The organism is Terrabacter sp. RAF57, assembly GCF_052113925.1.
Classification (GTDB): domain Bacteria; phylum Actinomycetota; class Actinomycetes; order Actinomycetales; family Dermatophilaceae; genus Terrabacter.
Genome location: NZ_JBFRDT010000021.1, coordinates 39,727 through 58,302, shown reverse-complemented (window position 1 = coordinate 58,302; position 18,576 = coordinate 39,727). Strand labels below are relative to the sequence as shown.

General features: G+C 72.4%; 18 protein-coding genes. 3 read left to right on the top strand and 15 right to left on the bottom strand.

The annotated features are described in order from the left end of the window. Positions 1–30: 30 nt before the first annotated feature. From pheT to AB4Y83_RS19120, 8 genes are all read right to left on the bottom strand, one after another. Positions 31–2,589 (bottom strand): phenylalanine--tRNA ligase subunit beta, encoded by a 2,559-nt coding sequence (gene pheT / locus AB4Y83_RS19155; protein WP_442297838.1) that lies wholly within the window; start codon positions 2,587–2,589, stop codon positions 31–33. Between the two features lies 1 nt (position 2,590). Further along, positions 2,591–3,700: a phenylalanine--tRNA ligase subunit alpha gene (pheS, locus tag AB4Y83_RS19150; protein WP_442275687.1), complete on the bottom strand. Its 1,110-nt coding sequence runs from the start codon at positions 3,698–3,700 to the stop codon at positions 2,591–2,593. Between the two features lie 108 nt (positions 3,701–3,808). Continuing rightward, positions 3,809–4,936, bottom strand: coding sequence for a sensor histidine kinase (locus tag AB4Y83_RS19145; RefSeq protein WP_056776333.1), 1,128 nt, complete (start codon positions 4,934–4,936; stop codon positions 3,809–3,811). Between the two features lie 38 nt (positions 4,937–4,974). Then, positions 4,975–5,778 (bottom strand): TrmH family RNA methyltransferase, encoded by an 804-nt coding sequence (locus AB4Y83_RS19140; RefSeq protein ID WP_442275401.1) that lies wholly within the window; start codon positions 5,776–5,778, stop codon positions 4,975–4,977. Positions 5,779–5,827: 49 nt separating this feature from the next. Then, positions 5,828–6,229, bottom strand: coding sequence for a 50S ribosomal protein L20 (rplT, locus tag AB4Y83_RS19135; protein WP_020144696.1), 402 nt, complete (start codon positions 6,227–6,229; stop codon positions 5,828–5,830). Positions 6,230–6,328: 99 nt separating this feature from the next. Further along, positions 6,329–6,523, bottom strand: a complete 195-nt coding sequence (gene rpmI, locus AB4Y83_RS19130) for a 50S ribosomal protein L35 (protein WP_020144695.1) — start codon at positions 6,521–6,523, stop codon at positions 6,329–6,331. 93 nt (positions 6,524–6,616) lie between these two features. Further along, a complete protein-coding gene (infC, locus tag AB4Y83_RS19125; RefSeq protein ID WP_231372306.1) occupies positions 6,617–7,213 on the bottom strand; it encodes a translation initiation factor IF-3 in 597 nt (198 codons plus the stop codon). 331 nt (positions 7,214–7,544) lie between these two features. Then, positions 7,545–8,876: an MFS transporter gene (locus tag AB4Y83_RS19120; protein WP_442275402.1), complete on the bottom strand. Its 1,332-nt coding sequence runs from the start codon at positions 8,874–8,876 to the stop codon at positions 7,545–7,547. Between the two features lie 165 nt (positions 8,877–9,041). Here AB4Y83_RS19120 and AB4Y83_RS19115 point away from each other — a divergent pair, with 165 nt between their 5' ends. Further along, positions 9,042–11,108 carry an elongation factor G-like protein EF-G2 gene (locus AB4Y83_RS19115; RefSeq protein ID WP_442275403.1) on the top strand — a complete coding sequence of 689 codons (2,067 nt, stop codon included), beginning with the start codon at positions 9,042–9,044 and terminating at the stop codon, positions 11,106–11,108. Positions 11,109–11,185: 77 nt separating this feature from the next. Here the strand turns inward: AB4Y83_RS19115 and AB4Y83_RS19110 are convergent, their stop codons facing one another. Continuing rightward, positions 11,186–12,187: an NADP-dependent oxidoreductase gene (locus AB4Y83_RS19110; protein ID WP_442275404.1), complete on the bottom strand. Its 1,002-nt coding sequence runs from the start codon at positions 12,185–12,187 to the stop codon at positions 11,186–11,188. A 64-nt stretch (positions 12,188–12,251) separates the two neighbouring features. Then, a complete protein-coding gene (locus AB4Y83_RS19105) occupies positions 12,252–12,680 on the bottom strand; it encodes an organic hydroperoxide resistance protein (protein ID WP_442275405.1) in 429 nt (142 codons plus the stop codon). Between the two features lie 59 nt (positions 12,681–12,739). On the opposite strand from AB4Y83_RS19105, the gene AB4Y83_RS19100 reads away from it, so the two are divergent. Then, entirely contained in the window at positions 12,740–13,201 is a 462-nt protein-coding gene (locus AB4Y83_RS19100) for a MarR family winged helix-turn-helix transcriptional regulator (protein ID WP_442275406.1), read from the top strand. Between the two features lie 30 nt (positions 13,202–13,231). Here AB4Y83_RS19100 and AB4Y83_RS19095 read toward each other — a convergent pair whose 3' ends face one another. The 3 genes from AB4Y83_RS19095 to priA are packed head-to-tail and all read right to left on the bottom strand — an operon-like array spanning position 13,232 to position 16,220. Continuing rightward, positions 13,232–14,647 carry a DUF445 domain-containing protein gene (locus AB4Y83_RS19095; protein WP_442275407.1) on the bottom strand — a complete coding sequence of 472 codons (1,416 nt, stop codon included), beginning with the start codon at positions 14,645–14,647 and terminating at the stop codon, positions 13,232–13,234. 26 nt (positions 14,648–14,673) lie between these two features. Then, positions 14,674–15,465, bottom strand: coding sequence for an SseB family protein (locus tag AB4Y83_RS19090; RefSeq protein WP_442297837.1), 792 nt, complete (start codon positions 15,463–15,465; stop codon positions 14,674–14,676). Beyond that, the gene (gene priA, locus AB4Y83_RS19085; protein WP_442275409.1) at positions 15,462–16,220 is read right to left on the bottom strand and encodes a bifunctional 1-(5-phosphoribosyl)-5-((5-phosphoribosylamino)methylideneamino)imidazole-4-carboxamide isomerase/phosphoribosylanthranilate isomerase PriA; all 759 of its coding nucleotides are present in this window, start codon (positions 16,218–16,220) and stop codon (positions 15,462–15,464) included. The genes AB4Y83_RS19090 and priA overlap by 4 nt, the downstream gene beginning before the upstream one ends. 257 nt (positions 16,221–16,477) lie before the next feature. On the opposite strand from priA, the gene AB4Y83_RS19080 reads away from it, so the two are divergent. Continuing rightward, entirely contained in the window at positions 16,478–17,434 is a 957-nt protein-coding gene (locus AB4Y83_RS19080; protein WP_442275410.1) for a homocysteine S-methyltransferase family protein, read from the top strand. Positions 17,435–17,440: 6 nt separating this feature from the next. Here the strand turns inward: AB4Y83_RS19080 and AB4Y83_RS19075 are convergent, their stop codons facing one another. Both AB4Y83_RS19075 and hisH read right to left on the bottom strand, forming a co-directional pair. Further along, a complete protein-coding gene (locus AB4Y83_RS19075) occupies positions 17,441–17,869 on the bottom strand; it encodes a hypothetical protein (RefSeq protein ID WP_442275411.1) in 429 nt (142 codons plus the stop codon). Between the two features lie 56 nt (positions 17,870–17,925). Beyond that, positions 17,926–18,564, bottom strand: coding sequence for an imidazole glycerol phosphate synthase subunit HisH (gene hisH, locus AB4Y83_RS19070; RefSeq protein WP_442275412.1), 639 nt, complete (start codon positions 18,562–18,564; stop codon positions 17,926–17,928). Between the last annotated feature and the right edge of the window lie 12 nt (positions 18,565–18,576).

The following is an 18,576-nucleotide window of genomic DNA, read 5'->3' as shown; positions in this document are numbered from 1 at the left end:
CGCTCATGCATATTCGTGCATTCGGGGGTGTCAGCGCTGGACGGCCCCCGTCGCAGACGCGGCCGCCGCGACCGCCGCGTCGCGGAAGTCGTTGACCTCGTCGGTCGTCAGCGTGCGGTCGGGCGCCCGGAACGTGAGGCGGTAGGCCAGCGACCGGTGTCCGGCCTCGATGCGCTCCCCCTCGTAGACGTCGAAGAGCACGACCGACTCGAGCGACTCGCCCGCGCCGGAGCGCAGGGCCGTCTCGACGTCGGCGGCGGCCACATCAGCGGCCACGAGCAGGGCGATGTCGGTCATCGCCGGCGGGAACGTCGAGAAGGGCCTGGCCTGGACGGGCTCGGCGCTGGCGGCGACGAGCACGTCGACGTCGAACTCGGCGGCCACCGTGCGCTCCGGCAGGTCGAGGGCCGCGACCACCTTGGGGTGCAGCTCCCCTGCATGGCCCACGAGCGTGCCGTCCACGAGTGTGATCCGGGCACATCGGCCGGGGTGCCACGGGGCGTGACCGGGGTCGTTGGCGACGACCACCGGCACGGCGAGCGCGGCGGCGACCGTCTGCACGGCGGCGACCATGTCGCTCCAGTCGGCGGCGCGGCCGGGACCCCACCAGCCGGCCTGCTCCGCCTGTCCGGTCGCGAGGATGCCCGCGCGACGTGGCTGGGTGGGGACGGCGGCATACAGCTGCTCGAGCGTCTCGGCGTCGGGGCGCGCGGCGACTCCCGGGATCGGTGCGGTGCCGATGGCGCCGCCTGGGCGGAACACGAGGCCGAGCTCGTAGATCGCGACGTCCTTGCGCCCGCGAGCGACGTTGCGTCGCAGCGTGTCGACGAGGCTCGCGAGGACCGAGGTGCGCAGCAGCGGCCGCTCCTCCGACAGCGGGTTGGCCAGCCGGACGGCGTGACGACGGTCGTCGTCGGCCGGCAGCATCAGCTGGTCGGCGAGCTCCTCGGCGACGAAGGGATAGCTGAGGACCTCGGTGAGCCCTGCACCCGCGAGCGCGTCGGCGACGACCCGGCGCGCCTTCTGCGCGTGGGTCAGGCCGCGGCCGTCGCTCGGCGTCGGCGTGATCGACGGGATGTTGTTGTAGCCGTCGATCCGCGCGACCTCCTCCGCGTAGTCGGGCGCGTCGACGAGGTCGGGGCGCCACGACGGCGGGGTCACGAGGACGTGCGTGTCGTCGGTGCCCTCGCCGGACTCGTCGACGACGCAACCGAGGTCGCGCAGGATGCCGACGACCCGCTCGCGCGGGTAGGCGACGCCCACGATGCGCGCCGGCTCCGTGACGTCGAGGAGGTATGCCGTCCGCTCGCTCGTGCGGTCGACGTCGGTGACGGCGTCGTCGACGGTGCCGCCACCGTGCTCGACGAGCAGGTCGACGGCGAGCTGGGCGGCCGCCGCGGTCACCTTCGGATCGACGCCGCGCTCGAAGCGCTTGGACGCCTCGGTGATGAGGCGGTGCCGGCGCGACGAGCGCGCGACGGTCGTCGGGTCGAAGTGCGCTGCTTCGATGAGCACGTCGGTCGTCGTGTCGGAGACCTCGGAGGAGGCCCCACCCATGACGCCGGCGATGGCGAGCGGCTGCTCGCCACCGTCGGTGATGAGCAGGTCGTCGGTGTGCAGGGTGCGCTCGACGTCGTCGAGGGTCGTCAGCACCTCACCCGAACGGGCCCGGCGCACGACGACCGACCCGGAGAGCCGGTCGACGTCGAAGGCGTGGAGCGGCTGGCCGACGGCGAGCATGACGTAGTTGGTGACGTCGACGGCGAGCGAGATGGGACGCATGCCCATCTGCGTCAGGCGCTTGCTCATCCACGACGGGGACGGCCGGGTCGGGTCGATGCCGCGCACGATCCGCGCGACGTAGCGGTCGCACCCGTCGTTGCCGTCGATGGGTGAGTCGTCCTTGAGCTCCACCGGGTAGCCACCTGAGGTGGCGGCCGGCGTCGCGACCTCGGCCGGGTCGCGGTAGCCGCCCCCGGGGCTGCCCTGCGCGTGCCAGTACTCACGGGCGAGGCCACGCACCGAGAAGCAGTAGCCACGGTCTGGCGTCACGTTCGTCTCGACGGTCTCGTCGGCGAGCCCGAGGAGGGCGATCGCGTCGTCGCCGGGGCTCAGGGTCGCCGCGCGCTCCTCGCCCAGCAACCGGCTGAGCACGATGATGCCGTCGTGGTCGTGCCCCAGACCGATCTCGTCCTCGGCGCAGATCATCCCGTTGGAGACGTGGCCGTACGTCTTGCGCGCGGAGATCGCGAAGCCGCCGGGCAGCACGGCACCGGGCAGCACGCACACCACGAGGTCGCCGACCTCGAAGTTGTGGGCACCGCAGACGATCTCCTGGTGCTTGCCCTCGGTCAGCATCTGGCCGTTCTGGCCGACGTCGACGGTGCACCAGCGGATCGTCTTGCCGTTCTTCTGCGGCTCGAGCTCGAACGACAGGACCCGGCCGACGACGAGCGGACCGGTGATGTCGCCACCGTGGAGGTCCTCCTCCTCGAGACCCACGCGGACGAGGCTGGAGGCCACGTCGGCACCCCGGGCCCCGGGCGCGAGGTCGGTGTACTCCGCGAGCCAGCTCAGTGGCATACGCATGTCAGACCCCCATCCCGAACTGCTGCGAGAAGCGGACGTCGCCCTCGACGATCTCGTGCATCCCCTGGACCCCGTGGCGCAGCTGGAGCGCCCGCTCGATGCCGAGCCCGAAGGCGAAGCCGGAGTAGACGTCCGGGTCGATGCCGCAGGTGCGCAGCACCTTGCGGTTGACCATGCCGGAGCCGCCCAGCTCGATCCAGCCGGAGCCGCCGCAGGTGCGGCACGGCTCGGCACTGCCCCACGTCTCCTCCCCGTGGCAGGCGAAGCAGAGGAAGTCGGTCTCCATGCTCGGCTCGGTGAACGGGAAGTAGTTGGCGCGGACGCGGGTGCGCGTCTCCTCGCCGAACATGATGCGCACGAACGCGTCGAGGGCGCCGCGCAGGTGGGCCATCGTCAGGCCCTTGTCGATCGCGAGGCACTCGATCTGGTGGAAGACCGGCGTGTGCGTGGCGTCGAGGTCGTCGGTGCGGAAGACCTTGCCGGGAGCCACGACGTAGATCGGCGGCTCCTGCTCGAGCATGGTGCGGATCTGGACCGGTGACGTCTGCGTGCGCAGCACGAGGCCCGAGTCGACGGGATCGAGGAAGAAGGTGTCCTGCATCTGCCGGGCAGGGTGGTCGGGCCCGAGGTTGAGGGCGTCGAAGTTGAGCCACTCGCTCTCGAGCTCCGGCCCCTCGGCGACCTCCCAGCCCATGCCGACGAAGGCGTCGACGAGGCGCTGGGCGACGAGCTCGATCGGGTGCCGCGAGCCGGGCTCGCGACGCAGGGCCGGCACGGTGACGTCGATGCGCTCGTCGACGAGGATGCGCTCGTCGCGCTCGGCCTCGAGCTCGGCCTGCCGGGCGGTCAGGGCCTGGCCGACGCGGCCCCGGGCCTGGCCGACGCGCTTGCCGGCCTCGGCCTTGGCGCTCGGCGGCAGGGCCCCGATCTCGCGGTTCGCGAGGGCCAGCGGGCTCTTCTCCCCCTGGTGCGCGATGCGCGCGGCCTTGAGGTCGTCGAGGGACGACGCGGCGGTGATCGCGGCGATGGCATCCTGTACCGCTGCGTCGACGTTCGCCGGGTCGAGCGCGGAGACCTCGACCGGGTCGTAGTTCGTGTTGGGTCCGGACATCGGCGTGCGTTCGCTGCTCTCGCTCGGGTTCACGGGGGGCTGTCGTGCGGGTGCCCAGTCTAGGGGCGGCGTCGAACCGGTTCACCGGGCCATCCGCTCAGCGGAGGGTCAGCTGCCGACGACCTCGGGCAGGCCGGCCGGCAGCGTCACGACGAAGCGCGCGCCGCCGGCGTCGTTGTCACTGACGAGCACCGAGCCGCCATGGGCCTCGACGAGACCCCGGACGACGTAGAGCCCGAGGCCCGTGCTCGCGTTGGAGGGACCGTGCCAGAAGCGACCGAAGATCTTCTCGCGGTCGGACGGGGGTATGCCGTCCCCCTCGTCGTCGACCTCGACGACCACCGACTCCGGCGCGTCACCGAGGGCCCCGCCGCGGTCCAGGGTCACCGTGACCTTGCCGGCGCCGTGCAGCAGGCCGTTCTCGATGAGGTTGAAGAAGATCTGCTCGAGACGGTCGGTGTCGGCCCACATCTCCGGCAGCCCGTCTGCGATGGCGGACTCCCCCAGCCCGAGCTGGACGACTCCGGACGACCGACCGAGCTCGTAGCGCACGACGTGGGTCGTGAGCAGCGCGTGGAGGTCGACGGGCCCCCGACGCAGGTTGAGGCTGTCGGAGTCGAGCCGCGAGATGTCGAGCAGCTCGGTGATGAGGCGGGTCAGGCGGGTGGCGTCGGCCTCGATCGTCTCGATCATGAGGCGCTTCTGCTCATCGGTGAACCGGTCCCACCGTCGCAGCAGGCTGCTCGTGAAGCCGGTCACCGACGTCAGCGGCGCCCGCAGCTCGTGCGCCACGGTCGACAGGACGGTCGCCTGGTCGCGCTCCGCCCGCTGGCGGGCCTCGGCGTCACGCAGACCGAGCATGACCCGCTCGACCGTGCCGCCCGGTCGGGACCGCACGTAGCGAGCGGTGACGAGGACGTCCTGGCCCCGGGGCGCGACGAGCAGCTTCTCGCGGTGGCCGGCGCGGCTGGCGAGGCCGTTCCACGGGTCGGTGTGGGCCCACCAGTTCCGGCCGTACTTGTCCGTGAAGGGCAGCCCCTCGTCGAGCGTGCGGCCGACGAGGTCGGCATGGTCGCAGTCGAGGATGCGCAGCGCCTCGGCGTTGGCGAACCGGATGCGCTGGTCGGCCCCGACGACGACGAGCCCGTCGGGGAGCAGCTCGCCCATCATCGCGACCGGAGCCATCTCGCCCGCCGACCCGGGCAGCCGAGCCGCGGTGCCGTCGACTGAGGTCATGGCCCGAGGATAGTCACGGGCACGCCCGGAGGGCCCGGTCAGCGGCTCGTGCGGCGTGCCTCGGCCGAGGCGTAGAGGCAGATCGTCGCGGCCATCGCGAGGTTGAGCGACTCCGCGTGGCCGTGGATGGGGACGCGGACGACGTCGTCGCAGGCGTCGCGCACGTCCTGCGGCAGGCCCCAGGCCTCGTTGCCCATGACCCAGGCGTGGGCACCGGAGAGGTCGGCGTCATGGAGGAGGGTCGTCCCCGCGCCGTCCGCGGCGAGCAGCCTGACCCCGCGCTCGCGCAGGGCCGCGAGGATGTCGGGGACGGACACGCCGAGGCTGAGCGGCAGGTGCCACAGGGACCCGACGGTCGAGCGGACGACCTTGCTGTTGTAGACGTCGACGCTCGCGTCGCTGACGATGACGGCGTCGGCGCCGGCCGCGTCGGCGCCCCGGATGACGGTGCCGGCGTTGCCGGGGTCGCGGACGTTCGTCAGGACGCACACGAGCGCGTGGGCCGGCAGGTCCGCGAGGAGGGCGTCCAGCGGCACGTCGAGGACGCGGCACACCGCGGCGATCCCCTGCGGGGACTCCGTGTCGCACATCGCGGAGAGCACCTCGGGACTCACCTCGTGCACCCAGAGCTCGGCGGAGCGCGCGGCCTCGACGATGGCGGGATGCCGGTCGGCCGCCTCGGGCGTCACGTAGACGTCCCGGACGAGGTCGGGACGGAAGGCGACCGCCTCGCGGACCGCCTGCGGTCCCTCGGCGAGGAACTCACCCGTGCGGGAACGCACCGAACGCCGGGACAGCGCCCGTACCGCCTTGACCCGATCGGATCGGGGGTTGGTCAGCACGGGGGTGTCCCGGCGCTCGAGATGCTGGTGTGACGTCGGACGACGTCGCTCAGGCGGCGTCGCCGGCGACCTTCGCCTCGGCTGCGTTGACAGCGGCCGGGACGTTGGCGCGGGAGAGCTCCACGAGCGCGGCGAAGGCCGGGGCGTCGTTGACGGCGAGGTCCGCGAGGATCTTGCGGTCGACCTCGACACCGGCGGCCTTGAGGCCCTGCATGAACCGGTTGTACGTCATGCCGTTGGCGCGGGCCGCAGCGTTGATGCGCTGGATCCAGAGGCGACGGAAGTCACCCTTCTTCGCGCGACGGTCACGGTAGGCGTAACCCAGCGAGTGGGTGACCTGCTCCTTGGCCTTGCGGTAGAGGCGCGACCGCTGACCGCGGTAGCCGCTGGCGCGCTCGAGAACGACTCGACGCTTCTTCTGGGCGTTGACCGCCCGCTTCACGCGTGCCACGTGAATACTCCTTCTCTGCTTGACGCAGTGCTTGCTGCTGCTGCTGGCTTACCGGAGACCCGGCTGCTCAGCGAATCGCTGATGGGTGGGGGTCCCGGCTCACTTGCCGAGGAGCTTCTTGGCCTTCTTGGCGTCCGGCTTGGCGAGCTCGACGTCGTTCGCGATGGAACGCATCTTCTTGCTCGACTTGTGCTCGAGCAGGTGGCGACCGCCGGCCTGCTCGCGCATGACCTTGCCGGTGCCGGTGAGGCGGAAACGCTTCTTCGCACCGCTGTGCGTCTTCATCTTCGGCATGGGGGCCGATCTCCTTCGTGTTGCGTGCGCCAGTGGGCGCACGTGGTGTGTCGTGCCGGGGGCTCTCGCCTCCGGCGGGTCACCGCCCGCCGATCACTCGGCGGCGGCGGTGGCCTCGTCGGTCTGCGGGGCCTGGGCCTCCGGCTGCTCACCGGACGCTGCCGGCTCGCCGGTGGAGCGCTGGTCGTGCTGCTCGCGGGAGCGACGCTGCTCGGCCTTGGCCTCCGCCTTCTTCTTGGTCGGGCCGATCACCATGATCATGTTTCGGCCGTCCTGCTTCGGGGCCGACTCGACGAAGCCGAGCTCGGCGATGTCCTCGGCGAGGCGCTCGAGCAGACGGCGACCGAGCTCGGGCCGCGACTGCTCGCGACCGCGGAACATGATCGTCACCTTGACCTTGTCGCCGGCCTTGAGGAACCGCTCGACGTGGCCCTTCTTCGTGCCGTAGTCGTGCGGGTCGATCTTCGGACGGAGCTTGATCTCCTTGATGACCGTGTTGACCTGGTTCTTGCGCGCTTCCCGTGCCTTCATGGCGGCTTCGTACTTGAACTTGCCGAAGTCCATGAGCTTGGCGACCGGCGGCTTGGCCATGGGGGCCACCTCGACGAGGTCGAGGTTCGCCTCCTCGGCCAGACGCAGCGCGTCCTCGACGCGGACGATGCCGACCTGCTCGCCGTTGGGGCCAACCAAGCGCACTTCCGGGACCCGGATGCGCTCGTTGATGCGAGGCTCGCTGATGTGGTGCTCCTAAGTTCGATGAATGGTGTGACCAGACGGGGGTGGTGCCAGTCCTGCTGCGACCACAACGAGAAAAGGGCTCCCCGTGTGTGCACGAGGAGCCCAAGGGTCGCGTATGCCGGACGGTCGCCGTCGCGTCACACGGCTCGACACCGATGCCACGGAGGACACCTGGTCGAGCAGACCTTGACCCGGCGACTGTCAGGTCGGCGCGGGTGGAAGCGAGCTTCTCTTGCACGTCGTCACCCGCCTCCGCCGGAGCGGGAGCATGGGTGACGGCTGGTCAGTGGTCAATGCTAGCAGCCGAGACGCCGTGCTCCGAATCGACGACAGGGCCCCCGGCAGCGGGCCGGCCCTGCGCCCTCCGGCTGGCCCGGGACCCGAGGAGGCCGACGAGTGCGATGAGGACGCCCACGGCGGAGACGACGACGAACCCCCACTGCCAGCCGCCTCGGTCGATGGCGAAGCCTGCGAGCGGTGCTCCGAAGGCCGAGCCCGCGGTCATGGCCGAGCCGTGCCACCCCATCATCTCGCCGCGGAACCGCTCCGGGACCTGACGGCTCAGCTGCTCGACGGTGGCGGTGATGGTGGGGGCGCACAGGAAGCCGGAGACCGTGATGAGGACGGCGAAGCTCGGCACGCCCGCGGCGAGGGCGACGGGGGCGGTCGTGGCCGCGAGGCCGCCGAGCAGCCAGAAGACGGAGAAGGAGCGGTGCCAGGCGCCGTAGAGGATGCCGCCGACGAGGGACCCGGCACCCCAGAGCGCGAGGACCCAGCCGATCGAGCCGGTGGCCCCGAAGGACCGCAGCGCCGCGACGATGCCCACGTCGGTGCCGCTGAGGACGAGCGTCGAGCAGGCGGCGGCGAGGTAGACCGCGGCGACCGGCACGGTGATGAAGCCGCGGACGGCACGGCCCGGGGCGGTGTCGTCGGGCACGGACGGGGCTGCGATGGCGTCGGCCCGGGCGGCCTCGCCCTGCTCGTCGTGCGCCGCCTCCCCCGCCGCGCCGCCGTCCGGGTGACCATCGCCGGAGTCGGAGGTGAGGCGGGGGTTGACCACCCAGAGCACGAATCCCGCTGCGACGGATGCGAGCTCGCAGACAAGCAGGGCCCACGACGTGTCCCACGAGGTCGCGAGCCACACCCCGATGGCAGGGCCCGCCATGAACGACAGCTCGGTCGCCGACGAGTCGAGCGACAGGGCGGTGCGACGCTGCTCGCTCGGCACCGAACGGATGATGACCTGGCGCAGGATCGAGAAGGTGGGCACGACGAAGAGCCCGGCGAGCGCCGCGAAGGCGATGAGCGGGGCGTAGCTCACCCACGGCGCGATCGACCAGCACACGACCTGCACGACGAGCGAGGGGCCGACGGTGCGCCGCAGGCCGATGCGGTCGAGCAGCCGGCCGCGCCAGGGCCCGGAGACGGCGACCGCGACGGTCGAGGCGGCCGTGACCAGGCCGGCAGCGCCGTAGCTGCGGCCGAGCGACGTCACGACGTGGAGGGTGAGGATCACCCCTCCCGCCCACATGGGGACGCGGATGAGGAAGCCGAGCAGCAGCGCGTTGCGGGTGTCGCGGTTGGCCAGCACCGGCCGGTAGGCCCCCAGATCCATGGCGTCAGCCTGTCACCTCGCACCGACGGTGCGCACCCGGGTTCCGCCGAGGCGGCAGAGCGCGCGAGCGCGGCCCGGGGGCGACCCGGGGTCGACCCACCGAGGTGGCGGGCGGCATACGCGATGGGTCTTGTGACGGCTGGGCGACAGGAGTTGGGTGGGGGCATGGCAAAGACGCCCGGCAGATCAGATCTTCCTGCGGCCCCCAACCCCGCCTCGCCGCAGGACATCCGCAACGTCGTGCTGGTCGGACCCGGCGGGGCCGGCAAGACCGCACTCTTCGAGGCGCTCGTCTCGGCACGTGTGCCCGGTCAGCGGACCTCCCTGGGCGACCACGTCCGCACCACGACCCTCGTCGCCGCCTCGTTCGAGTCCGGCCCCGTCACCCTCAACCTCCTCGACACCCCCGGTTACCCCGACTTCGTCGGCGACCTCCGAGCGGGCCTCCGGGCCGCGGACGCCGCCGTCTTCGTCGTCTCCGGCGCCGACGACATCGACCGGCCCGTGTCGCTGCTGTGGCGCGAGTGCGCGGCCGTCGGGATGCCGCGAGCCGTCGTCGTGACCCACCTCGACCAGCCGCGCGCCGACTTCGCGACGACGGTCGAGATGTGTCGTCGCACCTTCGGCGACGCCCGGGCCACCCACTGGCCCGTCGTCGAGGACGGCTCGGTCACCGGGGTCGTGGGTCTGCTGACCGGCGAGACGTCCGCCGAGCACGGGGACGCACGGTCGGCCCTCATCGAGTCCGTCATCGAGGAGTCCGAGGACGCGACGTTGCTCGACCGCTACCTCGAGGGCGAGACCATCGACACCGAGTCGCTGCTCGGCGACCTGCGTACGGCCATCGCCCAGGGCACCTTCTTCCCGATCGTCCCGGTCTCGCCCCTGACCGGTGCGGGCACCGAGGAGCTGCTCGGCATGATCGAGCGGGCCTTCCCCGACCCGACCGCGCACCCGCTGCCGGCCGTCACGTCACCGGTCGGTGGCCCCGTCAAGGGCGTGACGTGCGACCCGTCCCAGCCGCTCGTGGCCGAGGTCGTGCGCACGACGACCGACCCGTACGTCGGGCGCCTCTCGCTCGTGCGCGTCTTCTCCGGCACGCTCCGCGTCGACGAGACGGTCCACGTGTCGGGCCACCTCGGTGACTTCGTCGGGCACGAGGTCGCCGGCCACCCGGCCCACGACGACGACGAGCGCGTCGGCCCGCTCGCGTCGCCCTTCGTCGAGTCGCACCGCCCCCGCGGCACCGCCATCGCCGGCGACCTCGCACTCGTGACGAAGCTGACCCACGCCGAGACCTCCGACACCCTGTCCTCCGTCGACCGGCCCGCGGTCGTCGAGCCGTGGCTGCTGCCCGAGCCGCAGCTGCCCGTCGCGATCCGCGCGGCGACGAAGTCCGACGACGACAAGCTCGGCGGGGCGCTGCAACGCCTCGTGGCCGAGGACGTCACGATGCGCATGGAGCACTCGCACGAGACGGACCAGGTCGTGCTCTGGACGATGGGCCAGGCCCACGTCGACGACCTCATCGACCAGCTCTCCGAGCGCTACGGGGTGACGGTGACGGCCGAGCCCTACCGGACCGCGCTGCGCGAGACCTTCGTGCGCACGTGCTCGGTGCAGGGTCGCCACGTCAAGCAGTCGGGCGGTCACGGGCAGTACGCCGTGTGCTCGATCGTCATCGAGCCGCTGCCACGCGGATCGGGTTTCGAGTTCGTCGACAAGGTCGTCGGCGGGTCCGTGCCGCGCCAGTTCATCCCGTCGGTCGAGAAGGGGGCCCGCCTCCAGCTCGAGAAGGGCCTGCTCACCGGCCACCCGGTCGTCGACGTCCGGGTCACGCTCACCGACGGCAAGTCGCACTCCGTCGACTCGTCCGACGTCGCCTTCCAGACCGCCGCGGCGCTCGCTCTCAAGGAGGCGGCGAACGCCTCGACGATGGCACTGCTCGAGCCGATCGACCGCGTCGACATCACCATCGCCGACGAGTACCTCGGGGCCGTCATGTCGGACCTGCGCGGACGCCGCGGCCAGGTGCTCGGCACCGAGCCGGCCGACGGGATGGGCCCCGAGGGCGGCTGGACCGTCGTGCACGCCGAGGTGCCGTCGGCAGAGCTGTCGCGCTACCCCATCGACCTCCGGTCGGTGTCGCACGGCACCGGGTCGTTCGTCCGCGAGCCGCTGCGCCACGACCTGCTGCCGGCCGACAAGGCCAAGGACCTGCTCGGGGGCTGAGGTCGCGCAGGAGCGCCGGGACGGCGAAGGGCGGGTGCCGAAGCACCCGCCTTCTCGCGTCCGTCGCGCGGCCGCCGTCAGAGGCGGACGACCATCTTGCCGACGTTCTCCCCGCGCAGGACGCCGAGGAAGGCGTCGACCGCGTGGTCGATCCCGTCGCCGAACGTCTCGCGCGAGGTCAGCGTGCCGTCCGCGATCCAGCCGGCCGCGCGCTGGGCGTACTCGCCCGCGAGGTCCCAGTGGTCGCCGACGAGGAAGCCCGTGATGGTGCCGCGGGTCTGGATGAGGCGCGCGAGGTTGCGCGGGCCCGGGGCCGCCTCGGTGTTGTTGTAGACCGAGATCGCGCCGCAGATCGCGATGCGGCCGCCGAGCCGCAGCGAACCGACGGCGGCCTCGAGGTGGTCGCCGCCGACGTTGTCGAAGTAGACGTCGATGCCGTCGGGCGCGGCCTCGCGGAGCAGGTCGGAGACCCGTCCGTCCTTGTAGTTGAACGCGGCGTCGAAGCCGAGGTCGCCCAGCAGGTGGTCGACCTTCTCCTGCGATCCGGCGCTGCCGATGACGCGGCTGGCGCCCAGCGCCTTGGCGACCTGTCCGACGACGCTGCCGACGGCCCCGGCGGCGCCGGACACGAAGACGACGTCCCCCTCCTTGATCTGCGCGACACGGGTCAGGCCGGCGTATGCCGTGAGGCCGGTCATGCCGAGCACGCCGAGGTAGGCGGACGCCGGGGCCACGGACGTGTCGACGACACGGACGGCGGAGCCGTCGACGACGGCCTCCTCGCGCCAGCCGAGGCCGTGGAGCACGTGGTCGCCGACGGTGACGCCGTCGGCGCGCGACTCGGTGACGACACCGACCGCGCCGCCGTGCATGGCCTCGCCCAGCGCATACGGCTCGGCGTAGGACTTGGCGTCGCTCATGCGACCGCGCATGTACGGGTCGACCGACATGACCTCGTTGCGGACGCGGACCTGGCCGTCGGCGAGGTCGACGGGCGCGCTCTCGACGAGGGCGAAGTCGTCAGGGGTGGGCCAGCCGACGGGGCGGCTGACGAGCTGGACCTCACGGGGGTTGGTCATCGGGTCTCCTTCTGGGACAGCTGTTCTGGACGTGCGGGTGCGAAGCGGCCGTGGCCGGATGACGTCAGTCGACGACGATCTCGACGGGGATGTTGCCGCGCGTCGCGTTGGAATAGGGGCACACCTGGTGCGCCGTGTCGACGAGCTCACGGCCCAGCTGGGGGTCGAGGCCCTCGGGCAGCTCGACGTGGAGCACGACCCCGAGGCCGAAGCCGGTGCCCGACGACCCCGCGAGGCTGACGTCGGCCGTGACGGCGACGTCGAAGTCCTCGACGCGGCGCTTGCGCGCGACGAGGCCGAGAGCGCTCGCGAAGCATGCGGCATACCCGGCGGCGAAGAGCTGCTCGGGGTTCGTGCCCTCCCCACTTCCGCCGAGCTCGCGGGGTGCGGCCAGCGTGACGTCGAGGCGACCGTCGGACGTGACGGCGCGACCCTCACGCCCGGAGGCGGTGGCCGAGGCGACGTACTGGGCGGTCTGGGTGGCGGTGCTCATCGGGGCTCCTTGTGTTGCCAACAATTAGATTGTGCGCAATTTGATAGTACGCTTGGGTCATGAGCCCGTCCAATCCGACCTCCGCCGCCGCGAGCACGCTGAGCCTCGAGCAGCAGATCTGCTACGCCATGCACACGACCGTGCGGGCGTTCGACGCCGTCTACCGCGAGCTGCTGTCGGAGCACGGACTCTCCTACCCGCAGTACATCGCCCTCATGGCCGTCGCCGAGCACGGGCCGCTCACGGTGAGCCGGCTGGGCGAGCACCTGCGACTCGACTCGGGCACGCTCTCCCCGCTCCTCAAGCGGATGGAGTCGGCCGGCCTCGTGGAGCGGGTCCGCGACCCCGAGGACGAGCGCCGGGTCCTCGTGTCGGCGACGGACGGAGGGCACGACCGCCTCGCGGCGCTCGGAGACCTGCCGCACCAGATCGCGCTCCGCAGCGGTCTCTCGCGACAGGAGCTGGTCGACCTGCACCGCACGCTGCGCCAGGTGACCGAACGGCTCGACACCGGGGTCTGAGGGCGTCCGGGTCGAGGCGCCGCGTGCGTGTCACGAGGGCAGCACGATCGAGACGGCATGGATGAGCATGCCGATGAGCCCACCGACGAGGGTGCCGTTGATCCGGATGAACTGCAGGTCACGGCCCACCTGGAGCTCGACCCGCTCGGCCGTCTCCTTGCCGTCCCACCGGTCGACGGTGTCGCTGATGATCCTCGTCAGCTCGGTGCCGTAGCGGTCGATCGCGTAGATCGTCGCGTCGCAGATGCGCGTGTCGATCCGGTCGCGCAGCGCGGCGTCGGCGAGGAGCCGCTCGGCGAGAGCCGAAACCTCCGTGACGGCGCGGGCCCGCACCGGCCCGCCCTCGTCCTCGAGGGCGGCGACGACGACGGCACGGAACGAGGCCCACAGCGACATCGCCGTGTCCGCCACCTGCGGGTGTGACAGCACGCGCTCCTTGAGGCGCTCCGCCTTGGCCTGCGTCACGGGGTCGTGCTGGAGGTCGTCGGCGAGGTCGATGAGCAGCTTGTCGAGCGCGAGACGCACGTCGTGCCGCTGGTCGTTGCGGATGTCGGCCAGCCACTTGAGCGCCTCGACGTGGACCTTTCGGGCCACGATGTCGTTGATCGCGTCGGGCACCCACGCCGGGGCGCGCTGCGTGATGAGCGACTCGAAGACGTCCTCGTTGTCGACGAGCCAGACGCGCACCTCGTCGAGGGCGAGGTCGACGAGGCCGACGTGCGCCTCGTCGCGCACCACCTGGTCGAGCAGTCCCCCGGCCAGCGAGCTGATCGGCTCCTGCGCGAGGCGCGGGAGCAGGGCCTGCTCGATGACGGCGCGGACGTCCTCGTCGGGGATCCGGTGCAGCGCGTGGACCGTGACCGTGGCGACCTCGTCGACGAGGCGCTTCGCGTGACCCGGCGCCAGGGCCCACTCGGCCGCGCGGCGGGTGGGCTCGGCGTCGAGCACCCGCTCGCGGATGATGTCCTCGCGCATGAAGTTCTCGCTGACGAACTCCTCGAGGCTGCGACCGATCATCTCCTTCTTGCGCGGGATGAGGGCGGTGTGCGGGATCGGGAGCCCGAGCGGGTGCCGGAAGATGGCCGTGACGGCGAACCAGTCGGCGCACGCACCGACCATCGAGGCCTCGGCGCCGGCGTTGACGAAGCCGAGCAGGCCGTCGTCGTGCCCCCGCGTGAGGACGTAGACGACCGCGGCGAACACGAGGAGCCCGGTGGCGACGAGCCGCATCCTCCGGAGGTCACGGCGGCGCTGCGCGTCGAGGGCCGGGTCGACGATGAAGCCGAGAGGACCGCTCGAGGGGCCCGCCCCTCGGCCGGCGTCTGCGCCCGACCGTCCCCCGGAGCGCGCGGGTCCGGTCGGGACGTCGGCGGTCGTCCCGGCGCCGGTCGTCGCCGGAGGCACCTCGGGGTCACGCTCCCGAGTCGTCTGGGGTGTGGTGTCCACGTCCGGCACCTCCACGGGTGATGTGCTCAGCGCGCCGGTTCGAGCGCGAAGGTCAGAGCATCGATCCTCGCACGGGTCTCGCCGTCGGTCGCGATCCGCTCCCCGATCCGTGTCGCGACGGCCCCGACGAGCTCGGCGTCGAGGCCGGGCTCCAGGGAGAGCAGGACCCGCAGCACGCCGGCGCCGGCGGGCTCTCCCGCCTCGAGGCGGTGGGCCACGACCTGCGGCTCGGTCTCGACCGCCGCTCGCACGGCCGCCGCGACGTGGGCGTCGCGGTGGCTGGGCTGCCACGCGCGCTCCTGGGCGAGCGCCCACAGCATGCTCGGACGCAGCACCGTCGCGTGGGGCGAGGCGACGTCGACGAGGAGCACCTGGCACTCCTCACTGATCGCGGCCTGCGCCGCGGCGGCGGCGCGGACCGGCACCGGCCGGGCGCCGGGGTCCCACGCGGCGAGGCTCTCGAGGGAGGTGAACATCGGCAGCGCCCGCGACCCGTCGGGGGACGTCAGGGTGACCGCGGCCATGTCGCTGCGGGTGTCGACGGCGTGGGGGCCGGACTCGTCGACCTCTGCCGCCACGGCGACCACGGGGACGAGCCAGCGGGCCTGCGCGACGTGTTCCATCAGGGCCGTCTCCACGTCGTCACCCGGCGTGCCGTGCGCCGCGGCCAACGCCGCGACGAGGGCCGCGTCGGCCGCTCCCGTGTCGCCGCCGAAGCCGTGGGAGGGGATCGACTTGCCCTCCCACGCCTGGCCGGCGGAGTCGGCGGGACGGCGGTGCTCGTCGTGGTGGCCCGAGGCCGGTGTCGGTGAGCTCATGCGCCCGGGCGGCCGGCGACGTCGAGCGCCTCGGGCAGCGTGAAGGCGCCGCGGTAGAGGGCCGAGCCGACGATGGCCCCCTCGACCCCGTCGCCGACGAGCTCGCGGATCGCCTCGATGTCCTCGAGGGTCGAGACGCCGCCGCTGGCGACGACCGGACGGTCGGTGCGGGCGCACACGTCGCGGAGCAGCTCGACGTTGGGGCCCTGGAGCATGCCGTCCTTGTTGACGTCGGTGACGACGTAGCGCGCACAACCCTCGGCGTCGAGGCGCGAGAGCGTCTCCCAGAGGTCACCGCCCTCGCGGGTCCATCCCCGGGCCGCGAGCGTCGTGCCCCGGACGTCGAGGCCGATGGCCACGCGGTCGCCGTGCGCGGCGATGATCGACGCCGTCCACTCGGGGTCCTCGAGCGCGGCGGTGCCGATGTTGACGCGGCGGCAACCCGTGGCGAGCGCCGCGTCGAGCGACTCCGTGTCGCGGATGCCGCCAGAGAGCTCGACCTGCAGGTCGAGCCGACCGACGATCGAGGCGATGAGGTCACGGTTGCTGCCACGACCGAAGGCCGCGTCGAGGTCGACGAGGTGGATCCACTCCGCCCCCTGCTCCTGCCAGCGCAGCGCGGCCTCCCACGGGTCGCCGAACTCGCCGCCGGTGCCGGCGATGCCCTGGACCAGCTGGACGGCACGGCCACCGGCGATGTCGACGGCGGGTAGCAGCTCGAGGTGTGGCTGGGCGGCGTGGTGCTGGCCGGTCATCGGGTCGGCTCCTCGGGTCGGTCACGACCGTCGCGGTCGTGGTCGGTGTCGTGGTCGGTGTCAGGTGCGCCCGGAACTCGGGACGCCGGACGTGCGACCACCGAGTATGCCGTGTGCCCGTGGCGCCGCTCCCGACGTGTCGGTCCGTGGATCGAGCGCCCACCACGGTGCGGTCGCCTCCCCACGTTCCTCGCCGGCCAGCTGGTGGCGTCTGGTAGACCGGTGGGACCCGAACCTCGCGACGCACGGGAGCCGCCATGGATCACCTGCCACAGCTGGCCGGTCGGCCGATGGTCACGGACGGTGGCCTCGAGACCGACCTCATCTTCAACCACGGGGTCGAGCTCGAGGAGTTCGCCGCCTACCCGTTGCTCGGCGACACGGCCGGCCTCGAGCTGCTCACGGGCTACTACGACGCCTACGCCTCCATCGCTGCCCGGGCCGGCGCAGGGCTGCTCCTCGAGTCACCGACGTGGCGTGCCAACCCGGACTGGGGCGCGCGGCTCGGCCACACGAGGGCCGACCTGGACCGTGCCAACGCGGACGCCGTCGACCTGCTCCGGTCGCTGCGTCGCCGGTATGCCGTCGAGCTCGGGTTGCAGGACGTCGTCGTCGTGGGGGTGGTCGGCCCACGGGGCGACGGCTACCGCAGTGCCGGCGCGCCGAACCCGGCCGAGGCCGCGGACTACCACCACGCCCAGGTGGCGGCCTTCGCCGAGGCGGGCGTGGACGTCGTCACGGCGTACACCCTCACCACTGCCGGTGAGGCGATCGGGATCGCGCAGACGTGCCGGGAGCACGGGCTGCCCGTGGCGATCTCGTTCACCGTGGAGGTCGACGGGCGGCTCCCCGACGGGACGACGCTGGCCGAGACGATCTCCGAGGTCGACGACCGGGAGGCCCCGGACTACTACCTCGTCAACTGCGCCCACCCCGAGCACGTGCTTGCGGGGCTGGACGCTGACGACGGGAGCGCTTGGCGCAGCAGGCTGCTCGGGCTGCGCTACAACGCGTCGACGCGCAGCCATGCGGAGCTCGACGACGCCGACGACCTGGACGCGGGCGACCTCGACACGATTTCCGCGGGACACGACCGGGTGGTCGGACGTCTCCCGGGTGTCACGGTCGTCGGAGGGTGCTGTGGCACCGACGCCTCTCACGTCGCACGGCTCTGGGGCGTCGACCAGCATCGCGGCGGCGACGTCCCGGTCTGAACGGGCCTACGACGCCGGCGTGGCAGGCGGGGCGGTCGCAGCCGGCGGCTCGCCCCCGCCCGGAGGCGGAGCCACCTCCGGAGCGGACGGGCCGTCCGGCGTGACGTCGACACCTCCCCCGGCGGCGAGCTCGGCGCGGTGACGCCACAGGACGTATCCCAGCCCGGCGACGACGACCACGACGACGAGGACGATGCGCACCGGCCAGGACAGGTCGAGCAGGGTCGTCACGACGAGCGTCCCGAGTGCCGTGCCCAGCGTCGTCGGTAGTCCGGGGCGGCTGCTCCGGCGCCGCGGGTAGAGCGCACCGGACGAGGACCGCCGCGTCGACGACGCGGTACGTCTGGTCGTGCTCCTCGTCGCGCTCTTGGTCGCCCTGGTCGTGCGCTTCCTGCTCGCACCGCCGGAGCTGCTCGCCGTCTTCCTCGTCGCCACGATCCACTCCTCGTCGAGGCCCCCGCCCACCGGTCAGTCGGCGGACGTCGGCACGGTCACAGGTTGCGGACCCAGTTCTCGAGCAGGTGCAGCCCGGCGTCGCCGGACTTCTCGGGGTGGAACTGGGTCGCGCTCAGGGGCCCATTCTCGACCGCGGCGACGAACTTCGCACCGTGGCGCGCCCACGTGACCGCGGGCGCGACGCGGGCGAAGGCGCCGGTGGCCTCCAGCGTCCACTGCTGCACGGCATACGAGTGGACGAAGTAGAAGCGCTCGTGCTCGACGCCGGCGAAGAGCCGAGAGCCCTCGGCGACCTCGACCTCGGACCAGCCCATGTGCGGCACGACGTCGGCCGGAAGGCGTTCGACCGTGCCGGGCCACTCCGCGAGCCCCTCGAGGGGGTGGTCGGAGGGCTCGGTCGAGCCGTCGAAGAGCGCCTGCATGCCGACGCAGACGCCGAGGACCGCCCGGCCCCCGCTGATCCGTCGACCGATGATGCGGGGTCCGTGCGCGGCCGCGAGTCCCGCGATGCAGGCATGGAAGTTGCCGACACCGGGCACGAAGAGTCCGTCCGCCTCGAGGGCGCGGACGGGGTCGGACGTCAGGGTGACCGTGGCACCGACGCGCTCCAGGGCACGCACGGCCGACCGGACGTTGCCACTGCCGTAGTCGAGGACGACGACGCCGGCGCTCATCGACGAGCCACC